General features: G+C 50.2%; 20 protein-coding genes. 10 read left to right on the top strand and 10 right to left on the bottom strand.

All coding sequences use genetic code 11. The annotated features are described in order from the left end of the window. Positions 1–8 precede the first annotated feature (8 nt). The gene (locus GOU96_RS13405) at positions 9–275 is read right to left on the bottom strand and encodes a YihD family protein (RefSeq protein WP_000649654.1); all 267 of its coding nucleotides are present in this window, start codon (positions 273–275) and stop codon (positions 9–11) included. 560 nt (positions 276–835) lie between these two features. Between GOU96_RS13405 and GOU96_RS13400 the strand changes: the two genes are divergently transcribed. Then, entirely contained in the window at positions 836–1,627 is a 792-nt protein-coding gene (locus GOU96_RS13400) for a sporulation protein (protein WP_053034713.1), read from the top strand. Between the two features lie 83 nt (positions 1,628–1,710). Further along, on the top strand, positions 1,711–2,352 hold the full coding sequence (trhA, locus tag GOU96_RS13395) for a PAQR family membrane homeostasis protein TrhA (protein ID WP_000072082.1): 642 nt from the start codon (positions 1,711–1,713) through the stop codon (positions 2,350–2,352). 37 nt (positions 2,353–2,389) lie between these two features. Here trhA and GOU96_RS13390 read toward each other — a convergent pair whose 3' ends face one another. The 6 genes from GOU96_RS13390 to def form a co-directional block, all read right to left on the bottom strand. Continuing rightward, on the bottom strand, positions 2,390–2,947 hold the full coding sequence (locus tag GOU96_RS13390) for a DUF3157 family protein (protein WP_258502591.1): 558 nt from the start codon (positions 2,945–2,947) through the stop codon (positions 2,390–2,392). 11 nt (positions 2,948–2,958) lie between these two features. Next, positions 2,959–4,404: a TrkH family potassium uptake protein gene (locus GOU96_RS13385; RefSeq protein WP_000933527.1), complete on the bottom strand. Its 1,446-nt coding sequence runs from the start codon at positions 4,402–4,404 to the stop codon at positions 2,959–2,961. An 11-nt stretch (positions 4,405–4,415) separates the two neighbouring features. Beyond that, a complete protein-coding gene (gene trkA / locus GOU96_RS13380; protein ID WP_000691366.1) occupies positions 4,416–5,792 on the bottom strand; it encodes a Trk system potassium transporter TrkA in 1,377 nt (458 codons plus the stop codon). A 61-nt stretch (positions 5,793–5,853) separates the two neighbouring features. Beyond that, the gene (gene rsmB, locus GOU96_RS13375; RefSeq protein ID WP_267782162.1) at positions 5,854–7,134 is read right to left on the bottom strand and encodes a 16S rRNA (cytosine(967)-C(5))-methyltransferase RsmB; all 1,281 of its coding nucleotides are present in this window, start codon (positions 7,132–7,134) and stop codon (positions 5,854–5,856) included. 55 nt (positions 7,135–7,189) lie between these two features. After that, complete coding sequence (fmt, locus tag GOU96_RS13370) at positions 7,190–8,137, bottom strand: methionyl-tRNA formyltransferase (RefSeq protein WP_114773989.1); 948 nt, start codon at positions 8,135–8,137, stop codon at positions 7,190–7,192. Between the two features lie 17 nt (positions 8,138–8,154). Further along, positions 8,155–8,664, bottom strand: coding sequence for a peptide deformylase (gene def, locus GOU96_RS13365; protein ID WP_000115010.1), 510 nt, complete (start codon positions 8,662–8,664; stop codon positions 8,155–8,157). 139 nt (positions 8,665–8,803) lie between these two features. Between def and GOU96_RS13360 the strand changes: the two genes are divergently transcribed. From GOU96_RS13360 to GOU96_RS13345, 4 genes are read left to right on the top strand one after another with little or no spacing between them, the layout of a single operon-like run. Further along, positions 8,804–9,931: a LysM peptidoglycan-binding domain-containing protein gene (locus GOU96_RS13360; protein WP_033933021.1), complete on the top strand. Its 1,128-nt coding sequence runs from the start codon at positions 8,804–8,806 to the stop codon at positions 9,929–9,931. After that, on the top strand, positions 9,931–11,046 hold the full coding sequence (gene dprA / locus GOU96_RS13355; protein WP_033933020.1) for a DNA-processing protein DprA: 1,116 nt from the start codon (positions 9,931–9,933) through the stop codon (positions 11,044–11,046). Before GOU96_RS13360 ends, dprA begins: the two co-directional genes overlap by 1 nt. Positions 11,047–11,048: 2 nt before the next feature. Next, entirely contained in the window at positions 11,049–11,525 is a 477-nt protein-coding gene (locus tag GOU96_RS13350; protein ID WP_000979769.1) for a DUF494 family protein, read from the top strand. Between the two features lie 13 nt (positions 11,526–11,538). Further along, positions 11,539–12,105, top strand: a complete 567-nt coding sequence (locus GOU96_RS13345; protein ID WP_000087520.1) for a type I DNA topoisomerase — start codon at positions 11,539–11,541, stop codon at positions 12,103–12,105. A gap of 72 nt (positions 12,106–12,177) precedes the next feature. Here the strand turns inward: GOU96_RS13345 and GOU96_RS13340 are convergent, their stop codons facing one another. Together GOU96_RS13340 and purE are read right to left on the bottom strand one after the other, a co-directional pair. Then, a complete protein-coding gene (locus tag GOU96_RS13340; RefSeq protein WP_174500308.1) occupies positions 12,178–13,311 on the bottom strand; it encodes a 5-(carboxyamino)imidazole ribonucleotide synthase in 1,134 nt (377 codons plus the stop codon). A gap of 3 nt (positions 13,312–13,314) precedes the next feature. After that, a complete protein-coding gene (purE, locus tag GOU96_RS13335; protein ID WP_001914483.1) occupies positions 13,315–13,800 on the bottom strand; it encodes a 5-(carboxyamino)imidazole ribonucleotide mutase in 486 nt (161 codons plus the stop codon). Positions 13,801–13,966: 166 nt separating this feature from the next. On the opposite strand from purE, the gene GOU96_RS13330 reads away from it, so the two are divergent. From GOU96_RS13330 to GOU96_RS13315, 4 genes are all read left to right on the top strand, one after another. Beyond that, positions 13,967–14,524, top strand: a complete 558-nt coding sequence (locus tag GOU96_RS13330; protein ID WP_057552698.1) for an L-threonylcarbamoyladenylate synthase — start codon at positions 13,967–13,969, stop codon at positions 14,522–14,524. Positions 14,525–14,542: 18 nt separating this feature from the next. Beyond that, on the top strand, positions 14,543–15,460 hold the full coding sequence (gene hemF, locus GOU96_RS13325) for an oxygen-dependent coproporphyrinogen oxidase (RefSeq protein WP_174500310.1): 918 nt from the start codon (positions 14,543–14,545) through the stop codon (positions 15,458–15,460). 61 nt (positions 15,461–15,521) lie between these two features. Then, entirely contained in the window at positions 15,522–16,358 is an 837-nt protein-coding gene (gene aroE / locus GOU96_RS13320; protein ID WP_174500311.1) for a shikimate dehydrogenase, read from the top strand. Then, a complete protein-coding gene (locus tag GOU96_RS13315; protein WP_001076441.1) occupies positions 16,355–16,630 on the top strand; it encodes a DUF1488 domain-containing protein in 276 nt (91 codons plus the stop codon). The genes aroE and GOU96_RS13315 overlap by 4 nt, the downstream gene beginning before the upstream one ends. Here the strand turns inward: GOU96_RS13315 and GOU96_RS13310 are convergent. Further along, on the bottom strand, positions 16,611–17,162 hold the full coding sequence (locus tag GOU96_RS13310) for a gamma carbonic anhydrase family protein (protein ID WP_033933017.1): 552 nt from the start codon (positions 17,160–17,162) through the stop codon (positions 16,611–16,613). The two genes, GOU96_RS13315 and GOU96_RS13310, sit on opposite strands and share 20 nt — an antisense overlap. Positions 17,163–17,312: the final 150 nt, after the last annotated feature.

Here is a 17,312-nt window from a genome sequence, read left to right as displayed (position 1 = left end):
CAGCAGAATTACTTGATGATGCCTCGTGCACGTAAAATGGCGGTTTTGAAATCATCTTCATAATCTTTTTTAAGTCCTGGGATCACCGCATCTTTTGCGCTGTTACGCATCTTGAGATGGTAAATCAGTACATCATCGGTCAGATCTTCGAGTGCACCTTGGTAACCTGCTTCTTGAGCCAGTTTAAGTAAGAATTGAATCAAGTTGAGCTCGGAATCTTTGTGCCATTCAGGCTCAAGCAGTTGCAGTAGTTCTTCTACGCGATGACATTTCATGACTTTCTCCACAATTTTTATAGTGATTTGTGGCTAAAGGTATCAAAAGCGTTGGGTAATACCAATTCGCAGACAAGAAAAAAGCGCAGGTTTGACTGCGCTTTTCAATTAAGCTGCCTGAACCACTTTGGTCTCGGGGGATGCGGTCAACGCATTTCTTTCAACCAGCGTGGGGGCTGTTGCTGTTTTTTTCGCAACGGGAGCCACTGCAAAACCACTGCGGCGACGCATTGCACTACGGTTTGTATTTGAAAACCTGACGGTTGTTGGGCGCATGACATAACCTAACTGTCAGGCATATCCATTGCCGATGCTACACCCTGGCTCATTATGAGTGGCTCTTGAGTACAGGACGTAACCCAGATTCACTCTTTTGGCGATTGCCGATCCGAACAATGAGACAGGAATAATGATATGCGTTCATATCGCAAATAGAGTAGCACCAGTTACTAAAATGATCGATAGTTGACCAATTTTGCGTAACATTTATTTTCAACTGCGTGGATTGAGTGAGACAAGGGTTAGCCCTTACTATGCAATTCTCACAACAGGAGGTGTCTATGTCGTTTATCAAGAAAACCCTCGCCAGTTTTGGGATTGGCTCTGCGAAAGTCGATTCGGTGTTGCAGCAGGAAGTGCTCTATCCCGGCCAATCCGTTAAGGTCATCATCCATGTTTATGGCGGCGCAACAGTGCAAGTCATTGATAACATCGAGCTCAAACTTTGTTGCCGTTATATAGCGGAAGTGGCGGATGAGCGCGGTCAGCAACAAGGCCAGCCAATGCGCCGAGTTCCTCATACCTACACCTTAGCCAACTGGTCTTTGCCGTATGCCTTTACGATTGAGGCGGGTGAAACGCGTAATTTTGATATCGAACTCAGCATCCCTTGGAATACCCCAGTGACGATAGGGGATGCCAAAGTTTGGTTAGAGACCGGATTAGATATTGCGCTGGCGCTGGATCCTACCGATAAGGACATTCTCACCGTGCGCCCTGAGCCGATGATGGATGGTATTTTTAGTGCGCTGGAAGCACAAGGTTTGCGTTTACGTCAGGTTGAGTGTGAGCAAGCCAAAGGCTTCGCACTGCCTTTTGTGCAAGAGTTCGAATTTGTTCCCACCACGGGGCCATTTCAAGGCCGCTGGCGTGAAGTTGAAATCGTGGCTTATCGTGATCCTGAAGCCTTACAGCTCTGGTTTGAGGTCGATCGTTATCAACGAGGCGCATCCGGCATGTTGGCCAGCTTGCTAGGGCGTGGTGAGCTCAAGCGACATCTCACTTTACCTGCGCACACATCACCACAGGAAGCCGGGGAGCAAGTGCTGGCGTTTCTTGACCGCAGCTGCTGATCACGCGGTATGAATTTTTAGCTAACACCTGTAAGCTCAATGTGCGATACTAAAGCCAAGTTTCAGACTCGGATTGAGTGAGTATGTCGAACAGTTATGGCTTTAAAGAAGAAGTGGCCAATGCGATAAGTCATGGCGTTGGCCTTATCTTAGGGATAGTTGGTTTAGTGCTGCTGTTGGTCAAAGCGGTGGATCAGCAAGCCGATGCATTGACCATTACCAGCATGAGCATTTATGGCGGCAGTATGATTGCGCTATTTTTGGCTTCTACGCTGTACCACGCTATCCCTTATCAGCGTGCAAAACGTTGGCTAAAAACCTTTGATCACTGTGCTATTTATCTATTGATTGCGGGCAGTTATACGCCATTTCTACTGGTCAGCTTGCGCACACCACTGGCGGTTGGTTTGATGATTGTGATCTGGTCGCTCGCCCTTATTGGCATTCTGATGAAAATTGCTTTTGTCTACCGCTTCAAAAAGCTCTCTTTGGTGACGTATCTGACCATGGGTTGGCTTTCGCTGATCGTGATTTACCAGCTTGCCATTCATCTTGAGGTGGGTGGGCTCACTCTGCTAGCGGCAGGTGGACTTATCTATTCACTCGGGGTGATTTTCTACGTCGCCAAACGGATCCCTTACAACCATGCCATTTGGCACGCTTTTGTGCTGGCGGGATGCGCATGCCATTTCTTAGCCATTTATCTGTATGTCGAGCCGATTTAGCTTTGACGGATAAGATGGGTAAAAGAGAAACGCGCATTTAGCGCGTTTCAATCTGTTTGATGGTAGCGTGCAGTGTGTACTGACTCTGCTCTGCGAGGTTTAACTCCAGTGGTTTGCCTTCCACTGAAGTGCGCGGGCGTAAATAGGTTTCCGCCATTCGTTTGATCGACTGCCAAATCGTCACTTCCTGCTCTTCACTCCACACGCCTTGTGCATCCTGTACTCGAATCGCGAGACGAACCGCAATCACTGACTGATTACTCTGGTTGGTGATGGCACTGCTCAGCTTGAGCTGGCCATGCTCATAGCGCGGAGCGCTCAGTACCACATCGACGCCAGAATCACTGAGTTGCAAAACAGGGCGATGATCACCCACAGTGATTGTCACACCACTCAATCTCGGCTTAGCGATCACCGGTGCGGCGAGCACGAGAGGAGCCAGCTCGCTTGTCTGCTGGGGCTGAGTCTCTTGTGGCACATACTGCCAAGTAAAGTCATCGTTGAGCTGAATATAGCGGCCATCCTTGAGCTGTACGGTTTCACCTGCCCAAGTGGATAAGCTCACTAGGCTGGCTGCCAATATGAGTTTTTTCATTATGTTTCCTTTTAGTGACGCCAGAATGCAGGGAAAAAGAGCACTAAAATCGTCAGAATTTCTAAACGTCCCATCAACATTCCAAAGCTCAAGAGCCATTTGGCGGCATCCGGTAGAGGGGCAAAGTTACCCGTTGGGCCAATGATGCTGCCCATACCTGGACCCACGTTAGCCACGGCAGTGACCGCGCCAGAGATACTGGTCACCGAATCCAATCCCATTGCCGATAACGCGCCAGCCAGTACCACGATAGTGATGAAAAACGTCAAGCCAAAGGCGACAACGGATCGGATGATCTCTTCATTAACCGGGCGCTTGTTATAGCGCTGGATAAAAATGCCAGAAGGGTGGATGAGGTTCAGCAGTTGCTTTTTGAGCAGTGCCATCGCGATTTGGAAACGAAAGACCTTAATTCCGCCAGAGGTAGAGCCCGAGCAAGCGCCGGCCATCAATAGGAAGGCAAAAATGGTTGAGGGGAGCGCGCCCCACGCGGTGAAATCATCCAGACCATAGCCCGTGGTTGTGACGACGGAGACAATGTTAAACATCGAAACTCGCAGCGCATCCAATATCGCGTAATCGTTTTTGAGCCACAACCAACCTGCGACCAGCAAACTGGAGATCATAAAGAGCCAGAAGAAGCCGCGTACCTGCTCATCTTTGAGTAGGGCTCGTGCACTCTGTTTGCGCAGAGCCTGCACAAACAGTAAAAATGGCAGGCCACCAAGAAACATAAAGAGTGTGCCAACCCAGTGCGCGCCGTGTGAGAAGCGGTTCATCGAGCTATCACTGGTCGAGTAGCCGCCGGTGGAAAGCGTGGTAAAGGCGTGATTAATCGCTTCAAACGGCGTCATACCTGTGGCGATATAGCTCAAAAAACAGAGCCCAGTCAAAACCAGATACACCGCCACAATGTTTTTCGCGACGGTTTTCGCGCGCGGGCTGCTTTTATCCGACCAATCAGACGATTCGGTTTGGAACAGCTTCATCCCCCCAACATTGAGCATCGGCAACACCGCTACCGCCATCACGATAAAGCCAACCCCACCTAACCATTGCAAAATGGAGCGCCACAGCAAAATACTGGGCGGCATATCATCTAAGCCACTGAGTACCGTGGATCCTGTGGTGGTAAGGCCGGACATGGTTTCAAAATAGGCATCGGTAAAGCTGATGTGGTTAATAAACACAAAAGGCAGAGCAGCAAATGCGCTGGCAATCGTCCATACCAAGCTGGTGATCAGGAACATATCGCGTACGTTGAGCCGAAAATGTTCAGTGCGACCGATACTTAAGCAGAGAAACGCCACCAGATGGGTAATGATGACGGCTTGCGCGAAATCGAGAAAACCGCCGCTGCCAGTAAAAAATGCCACTAGAGTCGGCACGTACATGAATAGGGCTAGCTTAGACAGCACTAGCCCGATGATAAACGTAATTGGGCGTAAGTTGAGCATAGCGCCAACCTTTACAAGAAGAATGGGCTCGGCTGGAATAGCGTTTCCACGTCGGGCACATATTTTTTATCGACCAAGAACATGACGACGTGATCGTCTTGCTCGATGACAGTGCGGTCATGGGCAATCAGCACTTCTTCGCCCCGCACAATAGCGCCAATTGTCGTGCCCGGAGGCAGTTTAATATCGCCCACTGCTCGTCCTACTACCTTAGAGGTTGATTCATCGCCATGGGCGATCGCTTCAATGGCTTCTGCCGCTCCACGACGTAATGAAGAGACGTTGACAATATCGGCGCGGCGCACGTGAGTGAGTAGCGCAGAAATGGTCGCTTGCTGCGGGGAGATCGCCACATCAATCACACCGCCTTGGACTAAATCGACATAGCCGCTGCGCTGGATAAGCACCATGGCTTTCTTGGCTCCCATGCGTTTGGCAAGCATGGCCGACATGATGTTGGTTTCATCTTCATTGGTGAGGGCGATAAACACATCGACCTGATCGATATTCTCTTCCGACAGCAGCTCTTGGTCCGCGGCATCTCCACAAAAGACGATGGTATTTTCCAACTGTTCAGATAACTGTTCCGCACGTTGGTAATTGTGTTCAATCAGCTTAACGCTGTAAGTTTGCTCTAGGCGTTTAGCGAGGCTGGCACCTATGTTACCGCCGCCGACAATCATGATCCGACGATACGGTTTTTCAAGGCGCTGCAACTCACTCATCACCGAGCGAATATGGTTACTCGCGGCGACGAAAAACACTTCATCATCCGCTTCAATAATGGTGGTGCCTTGCGGACGAATTGGGCGTCCCTGACGGAAAATCGCCGCCACGCGAGTATCGATGTGCGGCATGTGATCGCGCAGGGCAGAAAGGGCGTTACCAACCAGTGGACCACCGTAATACGCTTTAACGGCTACCAAGCTGACTTTTTCTTCGGCGAAGCTCACCACTTGCAGCGCGCCCGGATACTGGATCAAGCGCTCGATATAGCTGGTGACCAGTTCTTCCGGTGCAATCAGGTGATCGACCGGGACCGCGCCAGATTGAAACAGCGCTTCTTTTTCAGCGAGATATTGTGGAGAGCGGATACGCGCAATCCGGTTGGGCGTGTTAAACAGAGTAAAGGCGACCTGACAAGCGGCCATGTTGGTTTCATCGGTATTGGTGACCGCGACCAGCATGTCAGCATCTTGTGCGCCAGCTTCGCGCAGCACATCAGGGTGGCTGGCGTGGCCATTGACTACACGCAAATCATATTTATCTTGTAAATCGCGCAGTCGGTCAGCGTTTTTATCGACCACAGTAATGTCGTTGTTTTCGCCTACCAAGTTTTCAGCGAGTGTGCCGCCGACTTGTCCTGCACCAAGAATGATGATTTTCATAACTTGTTCTCTTTGTTTGCTCACGCCCAAGGTGAGTTGTGGCTCACCTTGGTTGACCGAATCAGTGTTGTTTGCTTAATACGGCGTAATAGAAACCGTCCATCGCTTCCTCTCCGGGAAGGATTTGGCGGCCGGGCTGCGCGGGATCGGAACCCACTAAGCGCGCATCTGGCGTGCGTTCAAGGAACGCTTTGACCTGTAGGCGGTTTTCTTGTGGTGTGATCGAACACGTTGCGTACACCAAACTACCACCGGGTTTGAGTTGTTGCCACATCGCATCCAAAATTTCGCGCTGTAGCTCGGCTAATGCCGCGATATCGTCTGCGCGGCGCAGCCATTTGATGTCGGGATGGCGGCGAATCACGCCGGTCGCCGAACAAGGCGCATCCAACAAGATGCGGTCAAACTGTTCGCCTTGCCACCACTGTTGCGGGTAACGCGCATCGCCACAAATCACTTGCGCAGTGAGCTGTAAACGCTGCAGGTTTTCTCGCACGCGTTTGAGGCGAGTTTCATCACAATCAATCGCGACGACTTGGCTCTCTGGTATGCGCTCCAAGATGTGCGCAGTTTTGCCACCGGGGGCAGCGCAGCAATCTAAAATCAGCTCTCCTGCTTGTGGTGCAAGGTAAGTCAGTGCTAACTGCGCAGCGGCATCTTGTACTGAAACCCAACCTTCAGCGAAACCCGGCAGTTGGTGTACATCACAAGGCGTTTCTAAGCACAGCGCATCTTCGGCTTGTGCATGAGGCGTAGTGACGATGCCCGCTTGTTCGAGCAGGGCTTGATACTCAGCACGAGTATGGTGTTGATGATTGACGCGTAGCCACATCGGCGCTTTGCTGTTGTTGGCTTCAACAATTTGTTGCCACTGCTCTGGGTAGCTCTCTTTGAGCAATTTCAATAACCAGCCCGGATGGCCGTAGCGCCCTGCATCATGGCTGGTGGCTTGAGCATCTAAGCCTTCTTGGTCACGCTGATAGTTACGCAGCACCGCATTGATCAAGCCACGCAGACGAGGGCCTTGCAAATCTTGCGCGCCTTCGACGGTTTCCCCTACCGCAGCATGGGCGGGAATGCGCATAAAGCTCAGTTGGTATAAGCCGACGAGGATCAGGAAGTGGAATACACGTTGTTTGCCTTTCAACGGTTTTTCCATCAGAGTTTGGCTGATGGATTCCAAACGCGGCAATTGGCGCAAAACGCCGTAGCATATCTCTTGCAGCAGGGCATGATCACGTGGGCGAATTTGCTGCTGAGCCGCAGGTAAAGCATTGGACAGTGAGTGCCCTAAATCAACCACTTGGTAAAGAGCCGACGCAGCAGCGGCGCGAACATTCATAATAAAACCTAAACAAAAAGCCAAACCCTAGCCATCCATCGGCTAGGGTTCAGGATTAACTGAGTTGGGAACCGACACTAAACCAGTCGGCACGCGCATTGAGAATATCTTGTACTGGCAAGGCTTTCTTGCCCGGAATTTGCAGGCTTTCGAGCACTAGTACATCTTGCCCGGTTGCGACGTAAATGCCGCTTTTATCGGCTTGGACAATGGTGCCCGGAGCTTGAGTCACCGCGTGGGTTTCCACTCGGGCCTGCCAGACTTTGATGCTGTTTTCCGCCACCTCAAAATGGCTCATCGGCCATGGATTAAAGGCACGAATGCAGCGCTCAATATGGGCGGCTTCATCATTCCAGTTAATACGGGCTTCTTCTTTACTAAGCTTATGAGCATAGTTGGCCAGCGCATCGTCTTGTTTGACCGCAACCGCAGTGCCTTGGGCGATATCTTGTAAGCACTTAAGCAGCGCTTGTGGACCAAGTTCTGCCAGTTTGTCGTACATCGAGGCACTGGTGTCGCTCGCTTTAATCGGCAGCGTCGCGATTTTCAGCATATCGCCCGTATCAAGGCCGACATCCATCTGCATGATGGTGACACCAGTCTCGCTATCACCCGCCCAAATAGAACGTTGAATCGGCGCAGCACCACGCCAACGAGGTAGGATGGAACCGTGCACATTAATACAGCCGAGTTTTGGGGTATCCAAAACCACTTTTGGCAACAGTAAGCCGTAGGCAACCACTACCATCAGATCTGCGTTGAGTGCGGCAAGTTGCTGTTTTGACTCTTCAGATTTAAAGTTTTCTGGTTGATAAACCGGAATATTGTGCTCAAGTGCAAGGGCTTTGACTGGGCTGGCGGTGAGTTTTTGGCCGCGCCCCGCTGGGCGATCCGGTTTGGTGTAGACCGCAATAATCTCATGCTCCGAAGACAATAACGCCGCCAAGTGACGGGCGGCGAAATCCGGATTACCTGCAAAGACAATACGTAGTGATTGGCTCAAGGTTACCTCACAGTAATTTATTTTTTCTCATTGAAGCGTTTGATTTTCTCTAGCTTCTCTTTGATGCGGTTGCGTTTGAGTGGTGACAGATAGTCAACAAACAGCTTGCCCGCGAGGTGATCGAGTTCGTGCTGTACACAGATAGCCAGTAGGTCATCTGCATCAAACTGATACTCTTGACCATTGCGATCCAGCGCTTTTACAGTCACTTCTGCGGCGCGAGGCACTAAAGCTCGCGCACCCGGGACGGACAAACAGCCTTCTTCAATGCCATCTTCACCGCGCTTTTCGATGATCTCTGGGTTAATCAACACCATAGGCTGATCGCGAGTTTCAGAAATATCGATCACCACGATACGTTGGTGAATATCGACTTGGGTCGCCGCTAAACCGATGCCTTCTTCGGCATACATGGTTTCCAACATATCATCGACGATTTGTTGGATTTCTGGGGTGACTTGTTCGACCGGTTTCGCAACGGTACGCAGTCGATCATCTGGGAATGTTAATACTTGCAATACAGACATATACACTCGAAATGTTGAACTGTGCCGAAACAGCTTAATGCGTGTTGGCTCAATTCTAGACATTTTATGACCCAAATGACAGCATCCGGACGTGATTTCTCCGAAACCCAGTCATTTTTTCGACCAAGGAAGCAAGGTCATGGCACGATTAACCCGTTATATTGCCTACGCTTTATTGCCTTTCACTCTGCTCAGTGGACAGGTGACCGCCGATGAGCAAACGCCACTGGCACTCAAACCAAATGCACCGACCACCTATACCGTGGTGAAAGGTGACACCTTGTGGGATATTTCCGCTTTGTATCTCGACAGTCCATGGCTGTGGCCAAGACTTTGGCAAGTGAACCCAGAAATTGATAACCCACATGTGATCTACCCCGGTGATAAATTGACGCTGTTTTGGCGTGATGGGCAACCCGTACTCAGTCTAAAACCGATGCGCAAACTGAGCCCGCAAGTGCGTGTGTTGGAAAAACAAGCTGTTCCGACTGTGCAAGAAGGCTTGGTGCTGCCTTATTTACAATCTGACCGTTTGATGGCGAAAACCGCCTTGCAAGGTAGCGTGCGTGTGATTGGCTCCAGTGAGGGGCGTCAATATCTCACCAAGCAAGATCAGCTTTACATCTCCGGTGTACACAGCGAGAAAAAGTGGGGGATTTATCGCGAGGTAGCACAGTATCAACGTGATGATGAAGTCATGGTGGCGCTGCGTTTAGTGGCGGTGGGTGAATTGGCGATGACTGGGGGCAACTTTAGTGGACTAAGCTTGCTAGAGCAAAATCAAGAGATTTTAGCCAATGATATTGCTTTGCCAGAAGTCGATCTTGAGGAGCGCCAACTGTCGACAACCTTCTATCCGCAGCCAGCGCCTGCAGGGAGTGAAGCTCGCATTCTGGGTTCGCTTGAAGGGAGTCAATACGCCGGACAGAATCAAGTGGTAGTGATTGACCAAGGTCGCAGTGATGGTGTCGCGCAAGGCAGTATGTTTGAACTGTATCAAGCCGCAGTCCAAGTCAAAGCTAAGCAAGATTCGTCTACTTTCCTGTCTGAGCGTTCGAACACGGACGTACAGTTACCAAGTGTAAAAGTGGGCGCTTTGATGGTGATTCGCCCCTATGAGCGTTTTAGCTTGGCACTGATTACTAACAGTTCGGCACCGATCAGTGCTGAAGTGCACGCACTGTCTCCGCAGGCAGAACCTCAAACCGAGCAGCCAGATGTGGTGCAATTGTCTGAACAAATCGATTTGGTAGATGATGCCAGTTAATGAAAGATCAGGATTTAGCGGCATGGTTGGCGCTCTGTTTTACTCCTAAACTAGGCAGCAAAACCATTTCTCACCTCCTTGCGACCCGTTTGCCAGCCCAGTTGCAAAGTTTTACGCCTAAGCAATGGTTGGCCTGCGGGCTTAAGCCCGAACAACTGGTGTTTTTAACCACTCAAGCGGCTAAACAAGCCGAGCTGTGTTTGCAATGGCGATCAGCAGCCAATAACCGCTATATCGTCACTCCTCATTGCCCACTTTACCCTCGTTTATTGAAAGAGATTAACTCATCGCCTCCCATCCTGTTTATCGAAGGAATATGGGAAGCGGTGCATGACCCCGCGGTAGCTATCGTCGGTAGCCGCAATGCCAGTGTTGATGGGCGGCAGATCGCTCGCCAATTTGCCACTGAGCTCGCTCAGTCGGGTTTAGTGGTCACCAGTGGTTTAGCGCTTGGTATTGATGGCTATGCGCACGATGGCGCTTTGCAAGCACAAGGGCAAACCGTGGCAGTATTAGGCTCAGGGCTGGCGCAGGTTTACCCCAAACAGCATCAAGGGTTAGCGGAGCGAATCATCGCCCAAGGGGCCTTGGTTTCTGAGTTTGCCCCTCACACACCTCCTAAAGCCGATCACTTTCCGCGCCGTAACCGAATTATCAGCGGCTTATCGCTGGGCGTTGTGGTGGTAGAAGCTGCGGAGAAAAGTGGCTCACTCATCACTGCACGCTACGCCGCTGAGCAAGGGCGTGAGGTCTTTGTGGTTCCCGGCTCGATTTTTAATGCCGCCAGCCAAGGTAGCAATCAATTGATTCGTCAAGGCGCTTGTTTGGTGCAAAGTGTGCAACAAATTCATCAAGAGCTCAAAAATGCGCTGACTTGGTCACTCTCTGAACAAGTTCCTTATCAAGCAACACTTTTTTCTGCTGTACAGGGCGATGAAGAATTGCCATTTCCCGAGCTGTTAGCTAACGTAGGAATAGAAGCTACACCTATTGATATTCTCGCAAGCCGGACCCAGATACCGGTGCAAGATATCATGATGCAGCTCTTGGAGCTTGAGCTCCTTGGGCATGTGGTTGCAGTACCTGGTGGCTATATTAGAAAGGGGAGAGGCTAGCTATGATGATGGATATTTTGATGTATCTGTTCGAAACCTACGTCCATAGCGATGCAGATTTGCAAGTGGATCAGGACCAGCTGGAAGATGAACTGCTGCGTGCTGGGTTTCACCAAAAAGACATCTACAAGGCCCTCCACTGGTTGGAAGAGCTGGCGGCTTTGCAACAAACCGATGCACAAACCGCAATTGCGAAAAGTGCACCCACTTCAATGCGTATTTACGCGCCGGAAGAGATTGAACGACTGGATCTCGAATCGCGTGGTTTCCTGCTGTTTCTTGAACACATCAATGTGCTGACCCCAGAAACTCGTGAAATGGTGATTGACCGTGTCATGGGATTAGAAACCGATGAGTTTGAGCTTGATGACCTGAAATGGATCATCCTGATGGTGCTGTTCAATGTCCCGGGTAATGAAAATGCTTACACAGTGATGGAAGAGCTGCTGTACAGCAAAGAACAAGGCATTTTGCATTAAGCGTGATGTGTCTATGAGTCGTAAAATTGACCCGCAACTGTTTGCCGCTCATGAGCATGCGCTGCAATCTTCCCCTTGTCCGCAATGTGGCGCAGCATTACAACTGCGCCACGGCAAACATGGTCCTTTTTTAGGTTGCACCGCGTATCCAGAGTGTGACTACATCAAACCTCTGCATCAAAATGATGGGCATATCATCAAAGAACTCGGTGTGCCTTGCCCGGAATGTGGACATGAACTGGTGCTGCGCCAAGGTCGTTACGGGATGTTTATTGGTTGTAGCCACTACCCGCAGTGCCACCATATCGAGTCGATGGATTCCCCTTCGCATGAGGAAACATCGCCAGATATCCTTTGCCCAGAATGCAGCAAAGGCCACCTTATCGAACGCAAATCTCGCTTCGGTAAACTGTTTTATGCGTGTGATGCGTATCCTAAGTGTAAGTTTGCTTTAAATGGTAAACCGATTGCTCAGGCTTGTGCTCAGTGTGGCTTTACGGTGATGGTGGAAAAGAAAAGTTCAGCAGGCATGCGCTATCAATGCGCTAATCGTCAATGTGGGCATATTCAGGAATGCTAGCTTCATCATGCTCATCGCATACAAAGTTAAAGCCGCGTTAGACGCGGCTTTATTGCATCAGTGGGGTATGGATTAAGGCTGAATTTCCTTTGCTACTGCGTGTACGGCAGGAAAAGCCTTTTCATCTAACATAGTTGCTAATTGGCATAATTTACGTTGCAACTCACCACTGTAATCGGCAGTGACATTGATATGCCCCATTTTGCGTCCTGGGCGTTTGGCCTTGCCATACCAATGTACGTGGCAGCCTTCCATCGCCAATACTTCTGCGGGCAGTTGGTCTTCACCGAGAATATTGATCATCGCGGTTTCACGAACCAGTTTGGTGCTACCCAGCGGCAAGCCGCACACTGCGCGTAAGTGGTTTTCAAACTGACAGGTTTCTGCGCCTTGTTGAGTCCAGTGACCAGAATTGTGTACGCGTGGTGCGATTTCATTGACCAGTAATTGGCCTTGTACTTCAAAAAACTCCAGCGCTAATACACCGACATAATTGAGCTGCTCGGCCACCGCTTTAAACATGGCTTCCGCTTGAGTTTGCAGCGCAGGAGCATCAATGGCGGTAGAAAGGCTCAACACACCTTGGGTATGAACGTTCTCCGCTAAAGGATACACCACAACATCGCCGACTAGGTTACGTGCACCGACCAGTGACACTTCGCGATCAAAAGCGACAAATTCTTCTGCCACAATTGCTTGTTCGGGGTTGGTTGCCAGATATTGCGCAAGTTCTTGCCAAACCGATTCGATCTGCGTTGGTTCTTTCAAGCGCCATTGGCCTTTTCCATCGTAGCCTCCGAGTGCACTTTTCAGCACCATAGGCAATCCAATCTCTGCGATGGCTGAGGTTAGGTCGTCTCGGCTGCGGATCATCGTATAACGTGCATTCGCCACTTGGGCGCGATCCAGCAAGGCTTTTTCTAAACGACGATCGCCGCCAGCTTTGATAGCTTCAGCGCTTGGGTAAAGTTTGCCACTGCGTGCACAGAGATCGAGGATCGGATGCGGAATGTGTTCAAACTCAGCGGTGATCACATCGACTTGTTCAATCGCTTGCTCCAATCCATGCCCAAGCACAGTTTGCGTTAAGGGGTGCACAATGTTTTCGCTACCCACATCAAAAGCGATCGTTTCAATATTGAGCGGCGCTCCGGCGAGCGACATCATGCGCGCCAGCTGACCAGCGCCGAGAACCAACACACGCATCTGTTACTCCTCAGCCGGATTTGGGTTATCCAACACAGATTGAGTCTGCTTAGCGCGGAAAGCTTCCACTTTACTCATCACTGCTGGGTTATGAATGCCGATGATTTGTGCGGCAAGTAATCCTGCATTCGCGGCACCTGCTTCACCAATGGCGAGCGTACCCACCGCAATGCCTTTTGGCATCTGCACAATGGAGTATAACGAGTCGAGCCCAGACAGAGCGCGAGATTGAACGGGCACGCCTAACACTGGCAAGCTAGTGAATGCGGCGGTCATTCCGGGAAGATGCGCAGCGCCGCCCGCTCCAGCGATGATCACTTGTAAACCGCGTTCTTTGGCGCTAGAGGCATAGTCGGCCAAAAGATGAGGAGTTCGGTGCGCAGAAACCACTCTGGTCTCGTAAGCCACACCAAACTGGTCAAGCATCTCTGCTGCGTGTTTCATGGTTGGCCAGTCTGACTTGGAACCCATGATAATACCGACTGTCATCTCAAACTCCTTCAGTGTTATTTATCGGACAAGCAAGCCCGTTTGCGGCGCATTATACGGGGATTTTTTTCTCAAGCAAACGTTTGCTTTTTCTGGTTGGTGAGAAGAACTGGTCAATTGCTCCACGATTTGTACACTGAGCACAAATGAAAGAGGAGTGGCTCTGGTGGAGAATCTACAACAGGCGGTGGATGCGCTGCGCAAAGGTTGCGTTATTGCCTATCCAACCGAAGGGGTGTTTGGTTTGGGGTGTGATCCGGATAACCAAACCGCTATGCTGCGCTTATTGGCGATCAAGCAGCGTCCCGTGGAAAAAGGGGTGATCTTAATTGCCGCTAGCTATGCGCAGTTGCGCCCTTATGTGGATGAAACGCAATTAACCGCAGAGCAACTGGCACAAGTGTTGGCTTCATGGCCCGCGCCACTCACTTGGGTCATGCCAGCCAGCGGTGATACGCCAAGTTGGGTTCGTGGTCAGTTTGATACCGTTGCCGTGCGTGTTTCGGATCATCCGGTCGTTCAGAAGTTATGTCTCGCCTTTGGGAAGCCACTGACGTCAACCAGTGCTAATCTAAGTGGCCAGCCCGCGTGCGTAACTCAACAAGAAGTCATGGTTCAGCTAGGCAATCAGATTGCTGTTGTAGTAGAAGGGAAGACCAGTGGCCGTCATGGACCGAGCGAAATTCGTGATGCTCGCAGCTTACAAGTGTTAAGACAGGGATAACCCTGCGCAGGAGAGAATGTGGAGTCGATAGTCGATAAACAAGCAGTGAAGCACTTTTTACTGCAGCTACAAGATAAGATTTGCCAACAATTGGAAGCCACAGATGGCCAAGCGCAATTTATTGAAGATGCGTGGCAGCGTGAACCGGGTGAGAAACTGGGTGGTGGTGGCCGTACGCGAGTCATGCGTGAGGGCGCTGTTTTCGAACAGGGTGGCGTGAACTTTTCCCATGTATTTGGTGAGCAGATGCCCGCCTCTGCGACGGCCCATCGTCCAGAATTGGCAGGTCGCCGCTTTGAAGCCATGGGCGTTTCTCTGGTCATGCACCCGAAAAATCCGTATGTCCCGACCTCTCATGCCAATGTGCGCTTTTTTATTGCTGAAAAAGAGGGCGAAGCTCCGATCTGGTGGTTTGGTGGTGGTTTTGACCTTACGCCGTTTTATCCCTTTGTTGAGGATGGCCAATACTGGCATCAAACCGCCAAACAACTCTGCGCACCTTTTGGGGCAGAAATCTATAACGAGCATAAAGCATGGTGTGATCGCTACTTCTACTTACCACACCGCAATGAAACACGCGGCATCGGTGGATTGTTTTTTGATGATCTGAATGAATGGCCATTCGAGCAATGTTTCGCTTATATGCAGGCGGTCGGCGAAGGTTATACCCAGGCTTATGTGCCGATTGTCGAAAAACGCAAAAACACGCCCTTTACAGAGCGCGAGCGCCAATTTCAACTCTATCGTCGCGGTCGATACGTTGAATTTAACTTGGTGTTGGATCGCGGCACGCTGTTTGGCCTGCAAACCGGTGGGCGTACCGAATCAATCTTGATGTCGATGCCTCCCTTAGCGCGTTGGGAATACGCATATCAACCGCAAGCAGGAACGCCAGAAGCCAAGCTAAGCGAGTTTTTAGTGCCTCGTGAATGGTGACAGGCAAGGTTCTGAGTGATAGGGTCGCGCAAGTGACCCTTTTGATTGTTTAGGCAAGGATATGGCTTCTCAAATCGATCAGTATGCCGTTTTTGGTAACCCCATTAATCACAGTAAATCCCCTTTTATTCATACGCTGTTTGCACGACAAACTCAGCAGTCCATGATCTATACCGCACAGTGCGTGCCAGTGGATGGGTTTACTGAGGCGGCGAAACATTTTTTTGCGCAAGGTGGACGAGGTTGTAATGTTACCGTGCCATTTAAAGAGGAGGCGTACCGCTTTGCCGATCGCTTAACGGAGCGCGCGCGTTTAGCCGGTGCGGTAAACACGTTAAAAAAGCTGGATGATGGCGAAATACTCGGAGACAACACCGATGGTGAAGGCTTAGTGCAAGATCTACTCGCGCAGCAAGTGCTACTGAAAGGCGCGACGATTTTGTTGATTGGTGCTGGTGGTGCGGCGCGTGGCGTGCTCAAGCCGTTATTAGATCAGCAGCCCGCCTCTATTACCGTCACGAATCGTACCTTTGCGAAAGCGGAGCAGTTGGCTGAGCTTGTGGCCGCTTATGGTGAGGTAAAGGCGCAAGCGTTCGAACAGCTTAAACAAAGTTATGATGTGATCATCAACTCGACCTCTGCCAGTCTCGATGGCGAATTGCCTGCGATTGATCCGGTGATCTTTTCATCTCGCTCCGTCTGCTATGACATGATGTATGGCAAAGGGCATACCGTGTTTAACCAATGGGCGTTACAACAAGGCTGTGCGCAAGCGATCGATGGCTTAGGCATGTTAGTGGGACAAGCGGCTGAAAGTTTTATGCTATGGCGTGGTTTACGTCCGGGCACGAAACAAATTTTGCGTGAACTGCGTAAAAATCTAGAAGGTGCGCTATGAACCAATCCATCCTGTTCCCCGATTTACAGCATTGGGATGAGGCAAAACAAGCCGTTGTATTTTTTGCTCAGCAAAACGGAGCATTAATTGAATGTTTTGTGTCGCGACAAGTTCTTCAAGAGTTCTCAGGTGAAGCTTTAGCGGAGTCGCAACACGTGATGACGGCATTCAGTGAGTGGCGTTTTGACCTAGAGGAACTCGCTGAACAGGCGATTGAAAACGAAATGTTTAACTCTCTAGGCCAAATTGAGATCACTCGCGAACGGTTTTAACGTCATTCAGATAGTCATTCTTACTCTGAACATAATTACTGGACGATTTAACGAGAAAAGCACGCTCCTTATCATTGAGAGGACGTGCTTGCTTGACCGGGCTACCCATGTACAGAAAGCCACTTTCGAGCCTTTTCCCGGGCGGAACTAAACTTCCTGCACCGATCATGACATCATTTTCAATCACCGCACCATCCAACACGATAGACCCCATGCCGACGAGAACTCGATCATGAATGGTGCAGCCGTGCAGCATAACCTTATGGCCAATGGTCACATCATTCCCAATGCATAACGGATACCCATTCGGGTTTTCGGCATTTTTGTGAGTGACATGCAGTACCGAACCATCTTGAATATTGGTGCGTTTACCAATCCGAATATGGTTAACATCGCCCCGTGCTGCCACTAAAGGCCAAATACTGGCATCGTCGCCCAGTTCTATATCACCCACAAGCACAGCACTGCTATCTATATAAACCCCTTCACCAAGCTTGGGCACTATGCCTTTGTAGCTACGAATTGAACTCATCATTTCACCCTTTTATAAGCAAGTGGTAGGTATAGTAGATGGCTTAATCATTAACAAATAGCCTGTTCTGCCTAAAACATCACCAAGTGCTCGAAAACTTTAAAAAACTTCTAAAAAGTACTTGCCAATATAACTAGGTTCTCTATAATC

The organism is Vibrio sp. R-1 (genome assembly GCF_035615595.1).
Lineage (GTDB): Bacteria > Pseudomonadota > Gammaproteobacteria > Enterobacterales > Vibrionaceae > Vibrio > Vibrio cholerae.
The sequence above is the reverse complement of the archived record's forward strand: the minus strand, read 5'-3'. Positions and strand labels throughout refer to the sequence as shown.

Coding starts and splice junctions, on each gene's coding strand:
- GOU96_RS13405 (WP_000649654.1), bottom strand. CDS start 275: ATGAAATGTCATCGCGTAGAAGAACTACTGCAACTGCTTGAGCCTGAA.
- GOU96_RS13400 (WP_053034713.1), top strand. CDS start 836: ATGTCGTTTATCAAGAAAACCCTCGCCAGTTTTGGGATTGGCTCTGCG.
- trhA (WP_000072082.1), top strand. CDS start 1,711: ATGTCGAACAGTTATGGCTTTAAAGAAGAAGTGGCCAATGCGATAAGT.
- GOU96_RS13390 (WP_258502591.1), bottom strand. CDS start 2,947: ATGAAAAAACTCATATTGGCAGCCAGCCTAGTGAGCTTATCCACTTGG.
- GOU96_RS13385 (WP_000933527.1), bottom strand. CDS start 4,404: ATGCTCAACTTACGCCCAATTACGTTTATCATCGGGCTAGTGCTGTCT.
- trkA (WP_000691366.1), bottom strand. CDS start 5,792: ATGAAAATCATCATTCTTGGTGCAGGACAAGTCGGCGGCACACTCGCT.
- rsmB (WP_267782162.1), bottom strand. CDS start 7,134: ATGAATGTTCGCGCCGCTGCTGCGTCGGCTCTTTACCAAGTGGTTGAT.
- def (WP_000115010.1), bottom strand. CDS start 8,664: ATGTCTGTATTGCAAGTATTAACATTCCCAGATGATCGACTGCGTACC.
- GOU96_RS13360 (WP_033933021.1), top strand. CDS start 8,804: ATGGCACGATTAACCCGTTATATTGCCTACGCTTTATTGCCTTTCACT.
- dprA (WP_033933020.1), top strand. CDS start 9,931: ATGAAAGATCAGGATTTAGCGGCATGGTTGGCGCTCTGTTTTACTCCT.
- GOU96_RS13350 (WP_000979769.1), top strand. CDS start 11,049: ATGATGATGGATATTTTGATGTATCTGTTCGAAACCTACGTCCATAGC.
- GOU96_RS13345 (WP_000087520.1), top strand. CDS start 11,539: ATGAGTCGTAAAATTGACCCGCAACTGTTTGCCGCTCATGAGCATGCG.
- GOU96_RS13340 (WP_174500308.1), bottom strand. CDS start 13,311: ATGCGTGTGTTGGTTCTCGGCGCTGGTCAGCTGGCGCGCATGATGTCG.
- purE (WP_001914483.1), bottom strand. CDS start 13,800: ATGACAGTCGGTATTATCATGGGTTCCAAGTCAGACTGGCCAACCATG.
- aroE (WP_174500311.1), top strand. CDS start 15,522: ATGGCTTCTCAAATCGATCAGTATGCCGTTTTTGGTAACCCCATTAAT.
- GOU96_RS13315 (WP_001076441.1), top strand. CDS start 16,355: ATGAACCAATCCATCCTGTTCCCCGATTTACAGCATTGGGATGAGGCA.
- GOU96_RS13310 (WP_033933017.1), bottom strand. CDS start 17,162: ATGAGTTCAATTCGTAGCTACAAAGGCATAGTGCCCAAGCTTGGTGAA.